The sequence below is a fragment of the Acidobacteriaceae bacterium genome, from assembly GCA_028283655.1.
Lineage (GTDB): Bacteria > Acidobacteriota > Terriglobia > Terriglobales > Acidobacteriaceae > Granulicella.
The window spans coordinates 3123614-3141696 of record JAPWKE010000003.1 but is presented as its reverse complement, the minus strand read 5'-3'; the positions used below and the strand labels follow the sequence as shown (position 1 = coordinate 3141696).

Here is an 18083-nt window from a genome sequence, read left to right as displayed (position 1 = left end):
GACGCAAAATTCAAATGAGAAATAATTGCCATATTGGTTTTCGTCGTGAGATCATGACGACGCCTGAAATAGAGAGGATGAACCATCGTGCAGCAGGGAAATAACACCGGACAACTGAAGTTTTTGGAAGATCGCTGGGACGACGCCGTAGCCGCAAAACTGGACGCACCTGAGCTGCTCCGCTACCGCTCGAACCTCCTCGGCTCTGATCTCCGCATCACCAACTTTGGCGGCGGCAACACGAGCTCCAAGCTGGAAACCATTGACCCCGTCTCGCAGCAGCCTGTGAAGGTGCTCTGGGTCAAGGGCTCCGGCGGCGACCTCGGCTCCATCAAGCGCGCCGGCTTCGCTACGCTCTACCTCGACCGTCTGCTCCAGCTAGAAAAGCAGTACAAGGGCGTTGCGGAAGAAGACGGCATGGTCGCGCTCTATCCGCTCGTCACCTTCAACAACAACCCGACCGCAGCCTCCATCGACACGCCGCTGCACGGCTTCCTTCCGTTCGAGCACGTCGACCATCTTCACCCCGACTGGGCCATCGCCCTCGCGGCGTCGGCCAACGGCAAGGCCAAGATGGAAGAGTTCAACAAGGAGTTCGGCCATAAGCTCGCCTGGCTCCCCTGGCAGCGCCCCGGCTTTGAGCTGGGCATGATGCTTCGCCGCATCGTTGAAGAAACCCCCGGCTGCGACGGCGTCGTCCTCGGCGGCCACGGCCTCTTCACCTGGGGCGACACGCAGCGCGAGTGCTACCTCAACACCATCACCATCATCGACCAGCTCGGCCAGTTCATTGAGCGTCACAGCCTCCGCGAAGGCCACAAGTCCTTCGGCGGTGCGAAGGCGGAGACCCGCACCGACCGCAGCGAAATCGCGGCAGCGCTTATGCCCGTTCTGCGTGGCGCGGTCTCGCGCAAGCAGCGCTGGATCGGCTCCTTCTCTGACACCGAGCAGGTTCTGCGCTTCGTCAACTCGGACCATGCCGAGCCGCTCGCGCACCTTGGCACCAGCTGCCCCGACCACTTCATCCGCACCAAGATCCGCCCGATGTTCCTCAAGTGGAACCCCTCTGGCGATGCGGCAGAGCTTGCCTCCATCGTGGAGACCGCGCTCGAAACCTACCGCGCCGAGTACGCGCAGTACTACACCAGGCACGCTCTGCCGGAGTCGCCCGCGCAGCGTGACGCCAGCCCCACCGTCGTGCTCGTTCCCGGCGTTGGCATGTTCACCTTCGGCAAGAACAAGACCGAAGCCCGTCTCACCGGTGAGTTCTACATCAACGCCATCGGTGTCATGGAAGGTGCAGGCGCGCTCGGCGGCGGCGTGAAGTGTGAAGACGTTCCGCAGGCAGGTCCGGCTGCCAGCGCCGACCAGTTCACCGTCTTTGAAAACTACGTCGCCCTCCCACCCAGCGAGGCTTTCCGCATCGAGTACTGGGCACTGGAAGAAGCGAAGATCCGTCGCCAGCCACCCGAGAAGCAGCTCAGCCGCAAGATCGCTCTCATCGTCGGTGGTGGCAGTGGCATCGGCCGTGAAGTAGCTCTGCTGGCTGCAGAACGCGGCGCACACGTCGTCGTCGCCGACCGCGACGTCGCTGGGGCGGAGCGCGTTGCGGAAGAGTGCAAGGCCATCGCCGGCAAGGAAGCCGTCGCCTTCACCTCCATCGATATCACGAAGCGCGAAGCCATCCGCGAAGCCCTCGCCGCAACGGTGAAGGCCTTCGGCGGCCTCGACATCGTCGTCAACACTGCGGCCATCTTCCCGTCGTCGCCCTCGGGCGTTATCAGCGACGACCAGTGGGGCCTCACGCTCGACATCAACGTCACCAGCAACTTCCGCCTCGCGGAAGAATGCAACACGCTGCTCAAGAAGCAGGGTGTGCCCGCAACGCTGGTGCTCACCAGCTCTGCAAACGCCGTCGTGCCCAAGCGCGGCAGCGAGGCCTACGACGTCAGCAAGGCTGCGCTCAGCCACCTCGTGCGCGAGCTCGCCGTGGGGATGGCTCCGCTCGTTCGCGTCAACGGCATCAGCCCCGCAACCGTCGTCAAGGGCTCCACCATGTTCCCGCGTGACCGTGTGAAGGCTTCGCTCGCGAAGTACAACATTCCCTTCGCGGAATCAGCCAGCGACGACGACCTCCGCGACGCTCTCGCCGAGTTCTACGCGCAGCGCACCCTCACCCACGTCCCCATCGACCCCAAGGACAACGCGGAAGCGATCCTCTTCCTCGCTGGTCCGCTCTCCCGTTGCACCACGGGCCATCTCATCCCCGTGGACGGCGGCCTCATCGAGGCCTTCCTGCGGTGAGTTCGACCCAACAACGCGAAGAGATGCCCGCGGCGACGCGGGCATCTGTCGCAGTGGACCTCGGCGCAGAAAGCTGCCGAGTCAGCCTGCTGCGCTGGGCCAACGGCCTCCCGCACATGCAGCTCGTCCACCGCTTCGCCAACGGCCCCGTCCTCGCCCCCGACGGCACCATGCGCTGGCCGCTGGATCAAATCCTCAGCGGCGTCGACCACGGCCTCCGCCTCTGTGCAGAGCTTGCCCCGGAAGGCATTCGTTCCCTCGGTGTCGACGGCTGGGCGGTCGACTACGTTCGCCTTGACGTCTCCGGCAACCCTCTTGAAGCTCCCTTCTGCTACCGCGACGAACGCAACGCCGCCGCCGCCGATCAGCTTCATCAACGCATCAGCCCCGACCGCCTGCGCGAGATCACCGGCCTCCAGCTCCAGCCGCTCAACACGCTCTACCAGCGCTTCGCCGACCACCTCGCCGCCAAACCCGACGGCGCCGTCTGGCTCAACCTGCCCGAGTACCTGCTGCACCGCTGGGGCGGCCGCCCCGTTGCGGAGTACAGCAACGCCACGCACACCCAGATGATCGACCTGCAAACGCGCCACTGGTCCCCGGAGATCCTGCAAACCGCAGAACTTCCTCCCGCGACCATGCCCGAGATCGTCTGCGCCGGAACCCTCGTCGGCAAACTCCGCGGCCCGCTCGCGGACCTCCCGGCCTTCGCAGACACTGCGCTTATCGCGCCCGCCTGCCATGACACCGCCTCCGCGGTCGCGGGCATTCCCGCCGCGGGCGAAGACTGGGCCTACATCAGCCTGGGTACATGGTCGCTCGTCGGCACGCCCGTCCTGCAGCCCTGCAACGGAGAAGAAGCTCGCGCCGAGCAGTTCACCAACCTCGGCCTCGACCGCGACCGCACGCTCCTGCAGAAGAACGTCAACGGCATGTGGCTCCTCAAGCAATGCATGTTGCATTGGGAAGAGCAGGGAAGCCCCTGGGAGATCGCCGCGCTCTGCGCTGCCGCCGAACTCGCTCCCACGCCCGATACGCTCCTCGACGTCGACGACCCCGAGCTCCTCAAAATGGGCGACATGCCCGCCCGCATCAACACCCAGCGTCAGACCCGCGACCTCACGCCGCTCGACGAATCCTCTGCCGCCGCTCCTGCCATGGCTTCGCTCATCTTCCACAGCCTCGCCGCTCGTTACGCCACCTTGCTGCAACAGCTCGAACGCCTCAGCGGCAAGCAGTTCACTCGCATCTACGCCGTCGGCGGTGCCAGCCGCAACGCCTTCCTCCGCCGCCTCACCGAAGAGGCTTCCGGCAAACCCGTCCTCCTCGGCTCGCCCGAAAGCAGCACCGTCGGCAACTTCGCGCTGCAACTCGCCGCGCTCGACGCCAGCACCGCACCCTCGCACGAACGCGCACATCGTTACGCTGCCATGCTTTGCGACTCTTCCCCGGTCGCCTAGACCTCTCGCCCCGCTGCATGCGACGCAATGGAAACGTTTCCGCATGTAAGATGAATGCGCTGCCCGGTCGCTCAACCGGAGCTACTGGAGAAGAAGCACATGAAGTCGAAGGCGTTGCTGGCCGCAGTATTCACGATGGCGCTTGGAGCGTCTGCTCAAACCGTGCCCGTCCCGGCAGCTCCGCTCCCGGCACCACCGCAGGCCGCGAAGCCGTCCCGCCCCGACCTCTCGAAGCTCGACTGGGCGCAGCTCGATCGCTACGCCGCTGCTGACGCCGCCCTGCCCGCCCATCAGCCTGGCCGCGTCGTCTTCTACGGCGACTCCATCACCGACGCCTGGACGCGTAACGGCGGCAAGTTCTTCCCCGGCAAGCCCTACGTCAACCGCGGCATCAGCGGCCAGACCACCGAGCAGATGCTCGTCCGCTTCCGTCAGGACGTCGTGAACCTCCACCCCGAAGCCGTCGTCATCCTCGCCGGCACCAACGACATCGCGGGCAACACCGGCGTCCGCACCCAGGACCAGATCGCCGACAACATCCGCTCCATGGTGGAGATCGCTCGCGCCAGCCACATCCGCGTCGTGCTCTGCTCGCTGCTGCCCTCGGCCGACTACGGCTGGCGTCGCGGCCTCCAACCCGCGCAGAAGATCGTCGCGCTCAACAAGTGGATAAGGTCGTACGCAGAAGAGCAGGGCATCGTCTACGTCGACTACTGGACGCCCATGGCCACTCCTGATGGCGCGCTGAAGCCCGAACTCACGCTCGACGGCGTCCACCCGCAGGCCCCCGGCTACGCCATCATGGAATCGCTCGCCGAACCCGCCCTCGAAAAAACGCTGCAAACGCAACCGTAGGCCAGACCCCCGCCATGAACCTCCGCAAGCTCTTCGCCACCGCCGCTATCGCCTCTGCTTCGCTTCCGCTCGCTGCGCAAAGTGCCCCGAAGCCCGACGCGCCCATCCACCGCGTCTTCGTCTTCGGCGACAGCTACTCCGACACCGGTCGCGGCTACGTGGACGGCAACGGCCCCACCGCCGTCTGGTACGCCGCGCAGCAGCTCGGCATCGAGCTGAAGACTCCGAACCACTCCTTCACCCCGAACGACAGCCTCAACTTCGCCGTCAGCGGAGCTCCCACCGGCCGCTCTCCCGGACACAACGTCACAAAGGAGGCGATGCTCGGCTTCGGCATGGCCAACCAGGTCGACGAGTTCGTCGATCTGGCCCACAGCGGCAAGCTTCGCTTCAATCCCGACGAAACCCTCTTCTTCCTCGCTGGCGGCGGTAACGACCGCACCGTTCCCACGCTCGAAACCGTGCAGCACCTCGAAGAAGAGATTCAGCAGCTTTACGCCGCAGGCGCTCGCCGCTTCCGCGTCGCCGCCCTGCCAGAGCAAATCCCCGGCTTTCGCGCCGTCGCTCTTCGGCTCAACACCTCGCTCCGCATGATCCCCAAAGACATCGGCCACAAGCTCCCCGGCGCCACGGTGCAGAGCAGCGACTGGGGCCTCTACTTCGACGCGGTCATGCGTTCCCCTGCCACCTACGGCATCACCGACACGAAGAACCCCTGCGCAGGCCGTGCCATCTTCCACGAAGACACCACTCCCTGCGCCAGCCCGGAAACGTTCTTCTACTACCACCGCGACCACCCCTCTACCGCCACGCACAAAGCGGCAGGCCTCATGCTCGCGCAGGAGTGGCAGGGCAAACCTGTCGCCGCCATCGCTCCCGTCCGCCTGCCGGTCTGGCCCGCAGCCGTTCCACTCGCTCGTGGTCACTCGGAAGCCGACACCCCGTTCCTCGAGGCGTATCTGCCAGCTTCTAACCCCACGCACACCGCCGTCCTCGTGCTCCCCGGCGGCGGCTACGCTGGCCTCGCGCTCGACCACGAAGGCGCGCAGATCGGCCGCTGGCTTGCCGCGCGCAACGTCGCGGCCATCGTGCTCCACTACCGTGTCGCGCCCTACCAATATCCCGCTCCCATGCTCGACGCCGAGCGCGCCATGCGCCTCGTCCGCTCCCACGCCGCAGAGTGGGGCTTCAACGCCGACAGCGTCGGCATCTGGGGCTTCTCCGCCGGGGGCCATCTCGCCTCCTTCATGCTCACGCACTTCGCAGAGTCCCTGGCTCCCCCCATGCCCTACACGCCAGACGCCATCGACAGCCTCAGCGCGCGTCCTACCTTCGGCATCCTTTGCTACCCGCTCATCTCCATGGGCGATCCCGCACTCTCGCACCCCGGCTCTCTCGCCAACCTCCTCGGTCCGCATCCCGACCCCGCGCTCGTGAAATCCCTTTCGAACGAGCTTCAGGTCAAGCCCGATAGCCCACCTGCCTTCCTCTTCACCACCACCGATGATCGCGTTGTCCCCGTGCTCAACTCCATCCGCTTCTACGAGGCCTACCAGCAGCATCACCTCCCCATAGAAATGCACATCTTCGAGCACGGCAACCACGGCCTCGGCCTCGCCGGAACAACCCCCGGCGCCCAGGCCTGGCCGCAACTGCTCGAAACCTGGCTCCAACGCAACGGCTGGATGTCCCACACCGAATAAACCGCCGCGCTACTCCGCCACCGAAGCCCAATATCCTCGTCATCCCTCGCTCTGCGAGGGACCTGTTTGTCGCGCGCATAACCACACGTACGCGCACGTAGACACCAAACTCTCCGTGCTCCTCCGTGTATCTCCGCGACCTCTGTGTTCGCTTTTCCTGTCTATCCAAGTCAGCCATAATCACAAAACGGAAACGATTCCATTTTTCTCTTCCCACCTCCACAAACCTGTGCGTATAGTGGCTCCTGCTTTGCGAAAGGTACTTGCTTCCAAAGCCTGATGGCGCTGCCTCGCCATCCACTTCTGTACTGCGAGAGAGAAGAGAAAAGGGACCTGTCATGAAGGCTTCAAACTTTTTGTGGAAACGTATCCGTAACGTCGGCGCCATCGCTCTTACTCTGAGCTTCATGCAGGTAGCCTCCGCACAGTCCGTCACCAAGGTGGAAGACTACGGTGTCGTCACCGCCACCACCATCAAGAACGGCCTCGGCTTCAACGTGAACCCTGCCAACGCATGGGAGCTGCAGCAGGCCGCCGCCGCCGGAGCCACCGAAGTCCGCATCCAGTGCGGCTGGCAGGCCACCGAAGTGCAGACCGCGCAGAATACCTCCGGCGGCTATGTGCTGCCCGCCGGCTGCGTTACCGCCATGCAGGCGGCCAAGACCTACAACCTGCGCCCGCTTATGATCGCAGCCTACGGTCCGCCCTACCACGCCATCGTCACGCTCAAGACCACCACAGACGTACCCGTCGGCACGTACACCATCCCCGTCACGGCCACCTCCGGCACGCTTGCGCAGATCAACGTTCCGTACTGCCACGTGCTCCAGCAGAACGGCGTACAGTTCACCGCGCTTGGCCGCAACTCCTACGCTGGCTCGTTCATCACAGCGGTCGATACCAGTGCCAGCACGCTCACCATCTCGGCCGTCACCTCCGTCGCCATCCCCTCCGGCACACTGCTCACGGTCAACCAGCTTCTCTATCCCAGCGTGAAAACTGCAACCGCCACCGACCCATCCATCGCCGCGTATGCAGGCCCTGCGACGGTCGGTTACGGTGGCTACGTCGGCTTCCTCGCGCAGACCATGAAGGACTACGGCCTCACCGGCCGTGTCGAAATCTGGAACGAGCCCACCTGGGCCCACGACCCCTGGGACATGCGCCAGCACTTCTACGACGCCAATATCCCCTCGGACGTCTCGCAGGCGCTCGATCAATCCGGCTTCGTGACCGCGCTCGAAGCCCAGACCCCACCCGACGGCATCCGGTACGAGTGGGGCTACACCCACAAGAGCGGCTTCAACTCGCTGCTCGGCTCCCGCAATCCGGGCGTCACACAAGCGTCGGTTTCCATGAACCTCAACTCGGAGTCGTTCCACCCCTACGGCAACGACCCTGAAGACGGTGGCTGGAACCCGCAGTGCCTCGCCGCCGGTACCGCCTGGGGCCTCTGCTATCTCGACGGCAACGACCCTGCGGCCAACTTCAAATACGCCGTGCAACTGAACGTGCTGCAGATCCAGAAGTACGGCTGGGGCATCGATCAGGGCATCACGGAAACCGGTACCTCCACCGGCGACCAGAACGCCAAAGCCCGCTTCATCATGCGCGAGTTTCCCATGTACATGGCGCTCGGCATGAAGTGGATCGACTTCTTCCAGCTCGCCACGCCGCAGCCCGGCTACGGCTTCGTCGACTCCTCCACCACGCCCGGCACCGTCCTCCAGCCCTACCTCGCCATCAAGGGCTTCATGGGTGATGTCGCCGCCATCTCCGGCACGGCCACGCCCACCTTTACCGCGGCGAACCTGCCCACCGTCGCCAGCTACACCGGCTACTACAACCTCTCGATCGCAAAGGTCACCGGCTCCACTTCGGCCACCGTCGGATCGAACTCGCAGATGTTCATCGCCTGGCAGCGCTCCATCGTTGCAAACCAGACACTGAGCTGGCTCACCATGGCCTCGCCCGCAGCCGTACCGCTGACCATCACGCTGCCCGCAGGCATGAAGGCCTCCTCGGCAACCAACCTCACCACTCGCACCTCCGTCGCCTTCACGCAGACCGGCCAGAACGTCACCTTCCCGATCGCGGATGACGCCGTCGAGCTGCTCATCGTTCCCGTCGCCACGCTCTCGATGACCACCTCATCGCAGAGCATCGCCCTCAAAGCCGGGGCCTCTTCTTCGAACACAGACACGCTAACGTTGAAGTCCGGAGGCGGTCTAAACGCAACCGTTACGCTAAGCTGCGCCGTCGCCGCGGCCACGGGAACCACCGCCACCGTGCTTCCGCTCTGCACCCTCTCCAGTCAAAACGTCGTCATGACCGACGGCACATCCGCAAACGTGACCGTCGGCATCCTCACCCAGGCCGCCAGCAGCGCACAGGCAAAGGCACCCGCCATGCCTCGCACGCTGCCCACGGAGGCCCCGCTCTTTCTCGCCTTCGGTGTGCCTGTCCTTGCTCTCGCCTTCGGCCGCAAACGCCGCAGCTGGGGCGTCTTCGCGCTTGCCTTGGTGGCTTGTTTTTCTCTTCCGCTCGCAGGCTGCAGCAGCGGCTCTTCAGGCAGCACCACCAGCACCAGCCTGCCTATCAGCGGCACCACCGCCGGTACCTACAACGTGACCGTAAAGGCAACCGCCAACAACTCTGGAACTCCGATTTCGGCCACCCAGACCATTGCTCTGACCGTGCAATAAGGGGCGGATTGTTGCTTCCGGCAAAGGCGAGGCAAGAACCTCGCAGAGACTCTACAAAGATTGTTGCCAAAGCGAAGGAGCTGTATGTATAGTTTCGGCGATTCGTGGAAACGTTCCCATGATGCGCCAGGTGGAAGGGCTGATTCTCGTCCCTCCCTTCAGGCCCCGGTCCGTAACTTTTACGGGGGCCAACACCCAATCGCTTCTGCTGCAAGGTTTCCCGTAAGAACTACATCAACGTTGAGGTCCCACATGTCTTCCAGCTGGTTCGGTTCAGCTTCTTCCAAAATCGTTTCCGCAGCCGTTGTCGGCTGCGTGTCTATGGCGCTCTCCGGTTGTGCGTTTCAGGGTGACGGCTCCGCCGCTGGCAACGGAAGCGGCGTGACGCAGGCCCTGCAGCCCGGCCATGTCGGCGGCTCGTTGATCGGCGGCCAGAACCCCATCTCCGGCGCAAAGATTCAGCTCTACCAGATCGGCGTCGGCTCCGGCTCGTCGTATACGGCCAGCGCACAGCCGCTGCTCTCGCAGAGCGTCACCACGAACTCTGGTGGTGCGTTCGACATTACCGGCCTCTACAACTGCACACCCGGCAGCTACCTCTACATCACGGCAGCGGGCGGCGACCCCGGACTGAACACCGGCGTCAACAACAGCTCCACGCTCATGGCCAGCGTCGGCCTCTGCGAGAACCTGCCCACCTACGGCTTCATCTCCATCAACGAAGAGACCACGGTCGCCATGGCGTATGCCTTCGCGCAGTTCGGCCGCACCAGCCTCTTCGGCACCGCGCTCGCTGGTCAAAGCGCAGCAGCGGCTACGCCTTCCATCAACTTCGCCACCAGCAGTACCAACATGCAGGGCCTCAAGACCGCCAGCGACATGTACAACCTGCTCGTTGAGCCTCACAGCGGCATCTCCCCGGGCACAAACGGGAACGGAGCGTTGAACTCTCCGCTCACCGTCTCGGGCACCGGCAGCGTCGGGGCCACCGGAGCGGTCGCCGAGTTCTGGCAGGTAAACACCATCGCTGACATCCTCGCGGCGTGCGTCAACTCCGCTGGCCTCGCGGGCAGCAGCGACACCACCTCGAACTGCGGCGTGCTCTTCAATAACGTCACGGCCTACGGCGGCACCGCTCCGGCAGATACGGCGCAGGCTGCACTCGACTTTGCGCTCTATCCCGCGCTCGCGGCCACCAACGTCACCAATCTCTACAACATCATTCCACCCACCGCGCCGTTCATTCCGTACGTCACCACGGCGGCTTCCATCTATGACTTCTCCATCGCCATCCAGATGAAGCCCGTCATCCCCGGCACCTCTACCGAGCTGCTTTATATGCCAACCTGGCTCAGTCCTGACGGCAACGGCAATCTCTGGATCACGCAGCAGACCACCGCCGGCACCTACCCAGCCACGGTGCTAGAACTCACCGACGCGGGCGTGCCCATTCGTGCAGGCCAGGCCACCGGCGCCACTGCTGCCAACTACATCATCAGCAACTACGGCGTCAGCGGCAGCGCGGTCACCATCGGCGGCCAGTACCAGAAGAACTCTTCCGGCACCGTCCTCACCTCGACTCTCGGCAAGTTCCAGGGCTCCATCGACACCAACAACAACCTCTGGTTCAGCGATCGCCAGAACACCAACGTCGTCAAGGTCAACGGCTCCGGCGCCACCGGCAGCGGCGTCGCCTACAACGGCGGCAACTTCGGTGACACCGGCGGCAGCGGGGCCACAGGCTATGCGCTCCCCACAGACTCCGGCCCGACCATCACCTTCGTCGACGGGAACGACACTGTCTGGACCAACCTCACACCCTACATCGCGAACGTCGGACAGACCGGCAAGGCGGGCAACTGCAGCGCGCCTCCCACCAGCCTCTCCGTCATGCAGGGCACCATCAACACCGGCACCCTCGGCTTCGTGAACGGGGACCCCGCCAACGGTCTCGTCTACGGTTCGGTCTACTACTCGCAGAGCCCTGCAACGATCGTGGTCGATCCCAACAAGACGGATTACACGACCAGCGGCGGCGTCAACACACCGATCACCGGTGGTCCGTTCCTCTGGGAGGAGGGCTCTTCCAACCTCCTCAACGTCATGCTCAACGGCGGCACCCACCCCGGCTGCGCTGCAGCGGTCAACACCGTCGGTTCACCGGCGGGTGGCACCACGCAACTCGCTGGCAAAGCGGCCAGCGCCACGGCTGGCGATACGGCATACCCCCTCGGCGCCAGCCTGCAGGACCTCGCCTTCGACAGCAACGGCTACCTCTGGGTCGCTCGTGCCGGTACGATCGATCCTTCCAACAGCACCGTTCCGGTTGCCCTTACGAAGACTCTGCCGCAGTACGGCACCGCCTTTACTCCTGCGCAAATGGTCGCCAGCACCACGGACTTCCAGTACTTCTATACCGCAGGCATGAGCTCCACCTACCAGCCACGCAGCATCTCCATCGACGGTGACGGCAACGCGTGGTTCATCATCAACGGCTCGCACGGACTCGGCGAACTCAGCAACAGCGGCGCTGCTCTCTCGCCAGTTCCTGCAAGCGGCGAACCCGGCTTCCGTGGCTCTGTCTGCACCAACTGCAAGTTCCGTGGTGAAGCGGCCAGCACCTACACCCGCGCCACCAACGGCTACGGTGGCCTCAAACCTATCTTCGACGTCGCAGGCAATGTGCTCACCGTTGGTGGTGGCTCGGCGGCTGCGTTCATTGAAGTCGTTGTCGGTGCTGCCGGTCCCACCGTGCAACCGATGTCGCTCGCAATCAAGAACGGCAAGATTGGCCAGCGTCCCTAGGCCACATCCCATCCGGTTGTCCGCCTTTCCGGGCAACCGGGGCCACATGCCAGGCTCTTCGCAGAGCAAAGCCTGGCTCATGCCAACGAACGACGAGACCATACGAAAGCCGTGTGGTCTCGTCTCAGTCTTCACAGGTGTCGGGTGAACGAAGCAAAAACGATAACAAAACACTTCGCCGCGCTACTGCTCTTCTCGCTCTCTGCGGCAGTAGCTTCGCGTGCGCAGGAAACCAAGCCTGAAGCGCCGCAGGCACCCGGGCTCGTCGTGCAGTCTCGTCTCGTCGTGCTGGATGTCGTCGTCACGGACGCCAAGTGCGACGTTCGGAATGATTTGAAGCGCGAAGACTTCTCCGTCACGGAAGATGGCGATCCGCAAACCATCACGCACTTCGAAACTCCGGCTGAGCATCAGGTTCCCAGCGGCGTGCAGATCCGCTCCACCGCGGACCTCGAACGCATCGCCCCGCAGGCGCCCGCCACCATCGTTGTTCTGGATGAGTTGAACACCGCGTACGAAGACATGGCCTACTCCCGTTACGCGCTGAAGAAGTATCTCGAAAGCCAGCCCGGAACGCTCACCGTCCCCACCATGCTCGTCGCTGTCAACGAAAAGAAGCTGCAGGTCATCGTCGATTACACGCAGGACCGCACCGCGCTTGAAAGCGGCCTCGCCAAACATCTCGCACACTTTCCCTGGAACCTGAAAGTCGGCGGCGGCCGCATGGAGCAACTCGCCGTCACGCTCGGCGGCCTGGAGCAGGTCACCCAGGCTGCCGCCGGTCACCCCGGCCACAAGAACGTCCTCTGGATCGGCCACGGCTTTCCCGGCATCGACCTCACCGCCCCCGGGCTCGACCAGAACTCCGTCGCAGGCATCACCTCCGGCGTGCAGCAGGCCTTGAACATGATGCGCGACGCCCGGGTCACGCTCTACACCATCGACCCCGCCGTCATGACCTCTGAAACCGGCATCCGCATCACCAACGATGCTATGGGCACGCAGGTCGGCGACGTCTCTTCGCAAGACCCCTTCGTCTCCGACGTCGCGTTCAGCAAGCTTGCCACCGCCAGCGGCGGCAAGATCTTCGGTCGCCGCAACGACATTGATCGGCAGATCGCGCGCAGCGCACAGTATGGTGCCAGCTTCTACACGCTCACCTACCGCCCCTCCAGTCACTCGGACGCAGCCCAGGCATACCGCAAGATCAAGGTCACGCTGCGTGATCCGTCGCTCAGTGCAGGCTTCCGCGACGGCTACTACGCCCGCAACGAGCTCTTGCCTGAAAACCACGCCTCGCGCTCGAAGTACGACCTTGACGCGGCTGCGGAGAACCGTCTCGTTTACACAGGGTTGCACCTGCGTGCGGTAGAAAAGCCAGAGTCCGCAGGAAGCTTCGTCGTCGGCGTCCCGCAGAACGAAATCACCTGGAACCCGCTCGCCGACAACGAAGAGGCTCACCTCAAACTCGTAACCTCGGTCTTCGATCCTCACGGCAAGCTTCTGCAGCGCAAGAGCGAAGACCTCACCGAGCATCGTCCGTTTGGCGGCTCTGGCGGCCGTTCCGAACCCGCTCGCCTGCAGGTCCAGACAGCTTTGCCCGCGGGGGCTTCGCGCGTCCGCTTCGTCGTCTGGGATGCCGCCTCAGGCCACCTCGGCACCACAGAGGTGCACCTCTCGGGAACCCCTGCCGATGCACCAGAGAAGAGATAGGAGAACTCGTTTGAAGTACGGTTGGAAGCTCGCAGGTGTGGTCATGGCAGTGTCGTCCTTCAGCGGATTGATCGCGCAGGTGCAGTCGCGCGACGTCTACGCGCTCGTCGATCCGCGCATCGGCACCGCCCACGACGGGCAGACCTTTCCTGCAGTCGGTGAGCCCTTTGCCATGACCAACTGGACGCCGGAAACGCGTCCGAACGAGGCCAAGTGCATCGCGCCGTACTACGACGCCGACCACAAGCTCACCGGCTTTCGCGGCAGCCACTTCCTCAGCGGCAGTTGCACGCAGGAGTACGGCTCCGTCACGTTGATGCCCACTACCGGCGACCTGCAGACCGCCCCGCAACAGCGAGCCTCTGCCTATCGCCACAGCACCGAGACGATGAGCCCCGCGTACTACGCCGTCGACGAAGACCGCTACAACACCCGTGTTGAAATCACCGGTGCCTCCCACGCTGCGATCTTCCGCATCCACTTCGACGGCAAGTCCTCTGCACGCAACCTGCTCGTCCAGCCCTACTCCAGACCGGGCGAAGGCTTCGTGGAAGTGCATCCGGCGCAGCATGAGATCGTCGGCTATAACCCGGTGCATCGCATCTACATGGGCGCAGGAAAGGCCGCAGGCTTCAGTGGCTACTTCGTGCTTCGCTATGCGGCAACGGCAAAAAGCTTCGGCACATGGTGCGGCGCACAGACGCATGACGCCACCGCGCAGCAGGACGGCAAAGGCTGCGATGCCGTGGGCGCTTACGTTCGCTTCGGTGCTCTGCCAAAAGACGAACTCGTCGTGCGGATTGGCATGTCGTTCACCAGCCTCGACGAGGCCCGCAAGAACCTCGACGCAGAGGTGGGGACACGCTCGTTCGACGAGCTGCGCGCCGCAACCGAAAAGAACTGGCGCGAGTGGCTCCATCGCATTGAGGTGCAGGGCGGCACCCTTGCTCAGCAGGCCGAGTTCTACACCGCCCTCTATCACTCCTCGCTGGCTCCGCGTGTAGCCAGCGACGTAGACGGCACCTACAACGGCTTCGCACAGGAAGGGCAGCTTCACAAAGCTGCGCCCGGCAAGGCCTACTACGACGACTTCTCGCTCTGGGATACCTTCCGCGCCCTGCACCCGTTGCTGACCATCCTCGACCCCAAGCGGGAAGAGGATATGGTGCAGTCGCTGGTCGACAAGGGTGTTCAAGGCGGCTTCCTGCCCATCTTCCCCACCTGGAACAGCTACACGCAGGAGATGATCGGCGATCACGCCGTGCCGGTCATCGTCGATGCCTACGTGAAGGGCCTGCGCGGCTTCGATGTCCCCACGGCCTACACGCTCGTGCTGCGCAACGCGATGTCGCTTCCGCCCAAAGATGTCTACGCCGACGGCAAAGGTCGCCGCGCGCTCGATAGCTACATGCACTACGGCTACGTGCCGCTCGAAGAACACGTGCTCGACGCCTTTCACCGCAACGAGCAGGTCTCCCGCACGCTCGAATACGCCTACGACGACTTCACCGCCTCGCAGTTCGCCCGCGCCCTCGGCCACGCCGCAGACGCCGACGTGCTGCTCATGCGCTCGCGCAACTGGCGTCACGTCTTCGACCCCTCCGTCGGCTTCGCCCGTGGCCGCCACGCTGACGGTACCTGGGTAACTCCCTTCGATCCTGCCAAACCGGCCAGCTACATCACCGAAGGCGTGCCCTGGCAGTACACCTTCTTCGTCCCGCAGGACGTCCCCGGGCTCATCTCTGCAATGGGCGGCGATCAACCCTTCGTCGCAAAGCTCGACGGCCTCTTCGCGCACGGTCTCTACGATCAGGGCAACGAACCCAGCCACGGCATTGCGTACCTCTACAACGTTGCGGGCGATCCTGCGAAGACGCAGAGCCATGTGCACGAAATCCTCGCCAGCCAGTTCTCCACCGGCGCAAGCGGCCTTCCTGGCAACGACGACGCGGGGCAGATGTCCGCCTGGTTCGTCTTCAGCGCCATGGGCTTCTACCCCTCCTGCCCGGGCACGACGAAGTACGAACTCGGCACGCCGATGTTTGCGAAGGTCGTGATCCATCAGCCCTCGGGCAAGGACTTCGTTATGGAAGCTCCTGGAGCGTCTGTAGCAAAGTTCTACGTCTCTGGCGCAACTCTCGATGGCCGCCCCGTGAAGACCACGACGTTGGACCATGCAGACCTTGTTCGAGGAGCGAAACTCACGTTTTCGATGAGCAGCTCCGCCTCCTCGCCTTCGTACGAAACAAGACAGTCAAAACAATAAGCCGGTAGGAAAGGCGATTTAGCATGCTGCAAAAACTCAAATGGAAACGTTTCACTTTCGCCGTTTTGGTGTCATTTTCGACCGCGATTTTTGCCCAAAAACCGGTTTCGCGCTGGGTCGACCCTTATATCGGCAGCGAAGGCGGAGGGCATGTTTTCGTCGGCGCCGCCGTCCCATTCGGCATGGTCAAAGCCGGTCCTGACGTGGGTGATAACACCGGCAACGGCGGTTGGCTGCCTGCAGGAGACGTCAATGGTTTCAGCCAGACGCACGTCAGCGGAACGGGCGGCGGGGCCAAGTACGGCAACATCCTCCTGCAACCCACAGTTGGCAAAATCGCCCATGAACATGCAGCTTCGCCGCGTTCTGGCGAACGTGTAGAGGCTGGTCTGTATCACGTTCGGCTGGACCGATACGCCACAGACGTCGACCTCACGACAAGCGCGCGAGCAGCACTTTATCGCCTCCAATATCCCACGACAGGTGGCGAGCACGGCCTGCTGGTTGATGCAGGTCATTGCCTGAGCAGCTATCCCAACCAGGGGGAAGATCAGCGAACGGTGGCGTCAGAAGCGCACATCGTCAGCACACATGAAATCGATGGATCCACCACGGTCGTAGGCGGTTGGAACCTGCAGAAGAAGCCGTATCGCGTCTTTTTCAGCTTGATGACGGACGCACCGATGGTGTCGATGCGCGGCTGGCAGGATGCTGAGGATGATCTCCCACTAAAGGTGGGGAGCCGCGTGAGTGGTGTGCGTTCCGGCGTCTGGGTTGGCTTTGGCGCTCATGCTTCGCGAAGCGTAGGTGTAAAGGTGGGCATCTCGTTCGTGAGCGAAGCACAGGCGAGAGCGAACGCGGAAAAAGCGATTACGGGCTTTGATTTTGCGCGTGCGCTTGAAAACGCTCGCCATGCGTGGGACGTTGCGCTTGGCTCTATTGCGATTGAGGGTGCAAGCCATATGCAGCGGAAGATGTTCTACACCGCGCTGTATCACACGATGTTGATGCCGACCGATCGTACGGGAGAGAACCCCGGCTGGCGTTCGAGTGAGCCGTACTACGACGACTTCTATGCCATCTGGGACACGTTCCGTACCTCGGGCCCGCTGCTGACGTTGATCGCCCCGGAGCGACAGGCCGGGATGGTGGGTGCGCTGATCGATATCTACCGTCACGATGGATGGCTGCCGGACGCGCGTAGCGGCAACAGCAACGGACGCACGCAGGGCGGAAGCAACGCCGAGTTCGAGATTACGGACGCGTATGTGAAAGGCCTGCCGGGCATTATCTGGGAGGACGCGTTTCGCGCCGTGCAGCATGATGCCGAAGACGCTCCGCCGGATCAGATGATGGAGGGGCGTGGCGGGCTTGCGGACTGGAAGGCGAAGGGTTATCTGACGATCGAAGGCGTTGACCGCTCCGGCTCCAAGCAGATGGAGTATGCCGCGGACGATTACGAGATAGCCGTGCTGGCAAAGGGACTGGGCAAGCAGGCGGAGTACGAGAAGTACATGGGACGCTCGCGCAACTGGGAGAAGCTTTGGAACCCGGCGTATGAGGAAGAGGGTGTGCATGGCTTTATCTGGCCGCGTCATGCGGATGGAAGCTGGCGTGCGAACTTCAAGGGGGCTGAAGGCTGCACCTGGGGTGGAGAGACGTTTTACGAGGGCAACTCGTGGACGTATTCGACGTTCGTTCCGCAGGACAATGCCCGGCTGGTCACGCTGGCTGGTGGAGGGGATGCGTTTGCGCATCGTCTCGATCTCTTTCTGAGCAACAAGGACCGCTATGACGTGGGCAATGAGCCGGGTTTCATGGCGCCGTATCTCTACCTGTGGACGCGCCATGCCGACGAAACGCCGGAGCATCTGCGGTCCATTCTTGCTGCCAGCTACAACGACACGCGTTCGGGCATTCCCGGCAATGACGACTCCGGTGCGATGTCGAGCTGGTATCTGTTTGGTGTGATGGGCATCTATCCAAACGCAGGGCAGGATGTCTATCTGATTGGAAGCCCTTCGCTGCCGCGCACAACGTTGCACCTGGCGCACGGCAAGACGTTTACGATTACCGCGACTGGAGTCTCTGCCAAGAACAAGTATGTGGATCATGCGGAGTTGAACGGCAAGCCGTTGGATCGGGCCTGGTTCCGGCACCGCGATGTGATCGGCGGTGGAAGCCTGGTATTGCATATGGCGGCAAAGCCGTCGGCGTGGCCAACGGGAGCGATGCCTCCGTCGGTCTCCGACAGCAAGGAAGGGAAGTAGGC

General features: G+C 63.4%; 9 protein-coding genes. All 9 read left to right on the top strand.

Features of this window, described 5'->3' with window-relative positions; translation table 11 throughout:
* Positions 1 to 87: 87 nt before the first annotated feature.
* The 9 genes from PW792_15850 (at position 88) to PW792_15810 (ending at position 18081) form a co-directional block, all read left to right on the top strand.
* Positions 88 to 2304 (top strand): bifunctional rhamnulose-1-phosphate aldolase/short-chain dehydrogenase, encoded by a 2217-nt coding sequence (locus tag PW792_15850; GenBank protein MDE1163397.1) that lies wholly within the window; start codon positions 88 to 90, stop codon positions 2302 to 2304.
* A complete protein-coding gene (locus PW792_15845) occupies positions 2301 to 3764 on the top strand; it encodes an FGGY family carbohydrate kinase (protein MDE1163396.1) in 1464 nt (487 codons plus the stop codon). Before PW792_15850 ends, PW792_15845 begins: the two co-directional genes overlap by 4 nt.
* A 99-nt stretch (positions 3765 to 3863) precedes the next feature.
* On the top strand, positions 3864 to 4619 hold the full coding sequence (locus PW792_15840) for an SGNH/GDSL hydrolase family protein (GenBank protein MDE1163395.1): 756 nt from the start codon (positions 3864 to 3866) through the stop codon (positions 4617 to 4619).
* Positions 4620 to 4633: 14 nt separating this feature from the next.
* Complete coding sequence (locus PW792_15835; GenBank protein MDE1163394.1) at positions 4634 to 6322, top strand: alpha/beta hydrolase fold domain-containing protein; 1689 nt, start codon at positions 4634 to 4636, stop codon at positions 6320 to 6322.
* A 338-nt stretch (positions 6323 to 6660) separates the two neighbouring features.
* A complete protein-coding gene (locus PW792_15830) occupies positions 6661 to 9027 on the top strand; it encodes a hypothetical protein (protein ID MDE1163393.1) in 2367 nt (788 codons plus the stop codon).
* Positions 9028 to 9279: 252 nt separating this feature from the next.
* On the top strand, positions 9280 to 11832 hold the full coding sequence (locus tag PW792_15825; protein ID MDE1163392.1) for a hypothetical protein: 2553 nt from the start codon (positions 9280 to 9282) through the stop codon (positions 11830 to 11832).
* 144 nt (positions 11833 to 11976) lie between these two features.
* The gene (locus tag PW792_15820; GenBank protein ID MDE1163391.1) at positions 11977 to 13545 is read left to right on the top strand and encodes a VWA domain-containing protein; all 1569 of its coding nucleotides are present in this window, start codon (positions 11977 to 11979) and stop codon (positions 13543 to 13545) included.
* Positions 13546 to 13555: 10 nt separating this feature from the next.
* Positions 13556 to 15811 (top strand): GH92 family glycosyl hydrolase, encoded by a 2256-nt coding sequence (locus PW792_15815; protein MDE1163390.1) that lies wholly within the window; start codon positions 13556 to 13558, stop codon positions 15809 to 15811.
* A 23-nt stretch (positions 15812 to 15834) separates the two neighbouring features.
* A complete protein-coding gene (locus PW792_15810) occupies positions 15835 to 18081 on the top strand; it encodes a GH92 family glycosyl hydrolase (GenBank protein ID MDE1163389.1) in 2247 nt (748 codons plus the stop codon).
* The last annotated feature ends 2 nt before the right edge of the window (positions 18082 to 18083 follow it).

Excerpts from the sequence above, each read along its gene's own strand:
- PW792_15840 (MDE1163395.1), top strand. The coding sequence starts at position 3,864 with ATGAAGTCGAAGGCGTTGCTGGCCGCAGTATTCACGATGGCGCTTGGA.
- PW792_15835 (MDE1163394.1), top strand. The coding sequence starts at position 4,634 with ATGAACCTCCGCAAGCTCTTCGCCACCGCCGCTATCGCCTCTGCTTCG.
- PW792_15830 (MDE1163393.1), top strand. The coding sequence starts at position 6,661 with ATGAAGGCTTCAAACTTTTTGTGGAAACGTATCCGTAACGTCGGCGCC.
- PW792_15825 (MDE1163392.1), top strand. The coding sequence starts at position 9,280 with ATGTCTTCCAGCTGGTTCGGTTCAGCTTCTTCCAAAATCGTTTCCGCA.
- PW792_15810 (MDE1163389.1), top strand. The coding sequence starts at position 15,835 with ATGCTGCAAAAACTCAAATGGAAACGTTTCACTTTCGCCGTTTTGGTG.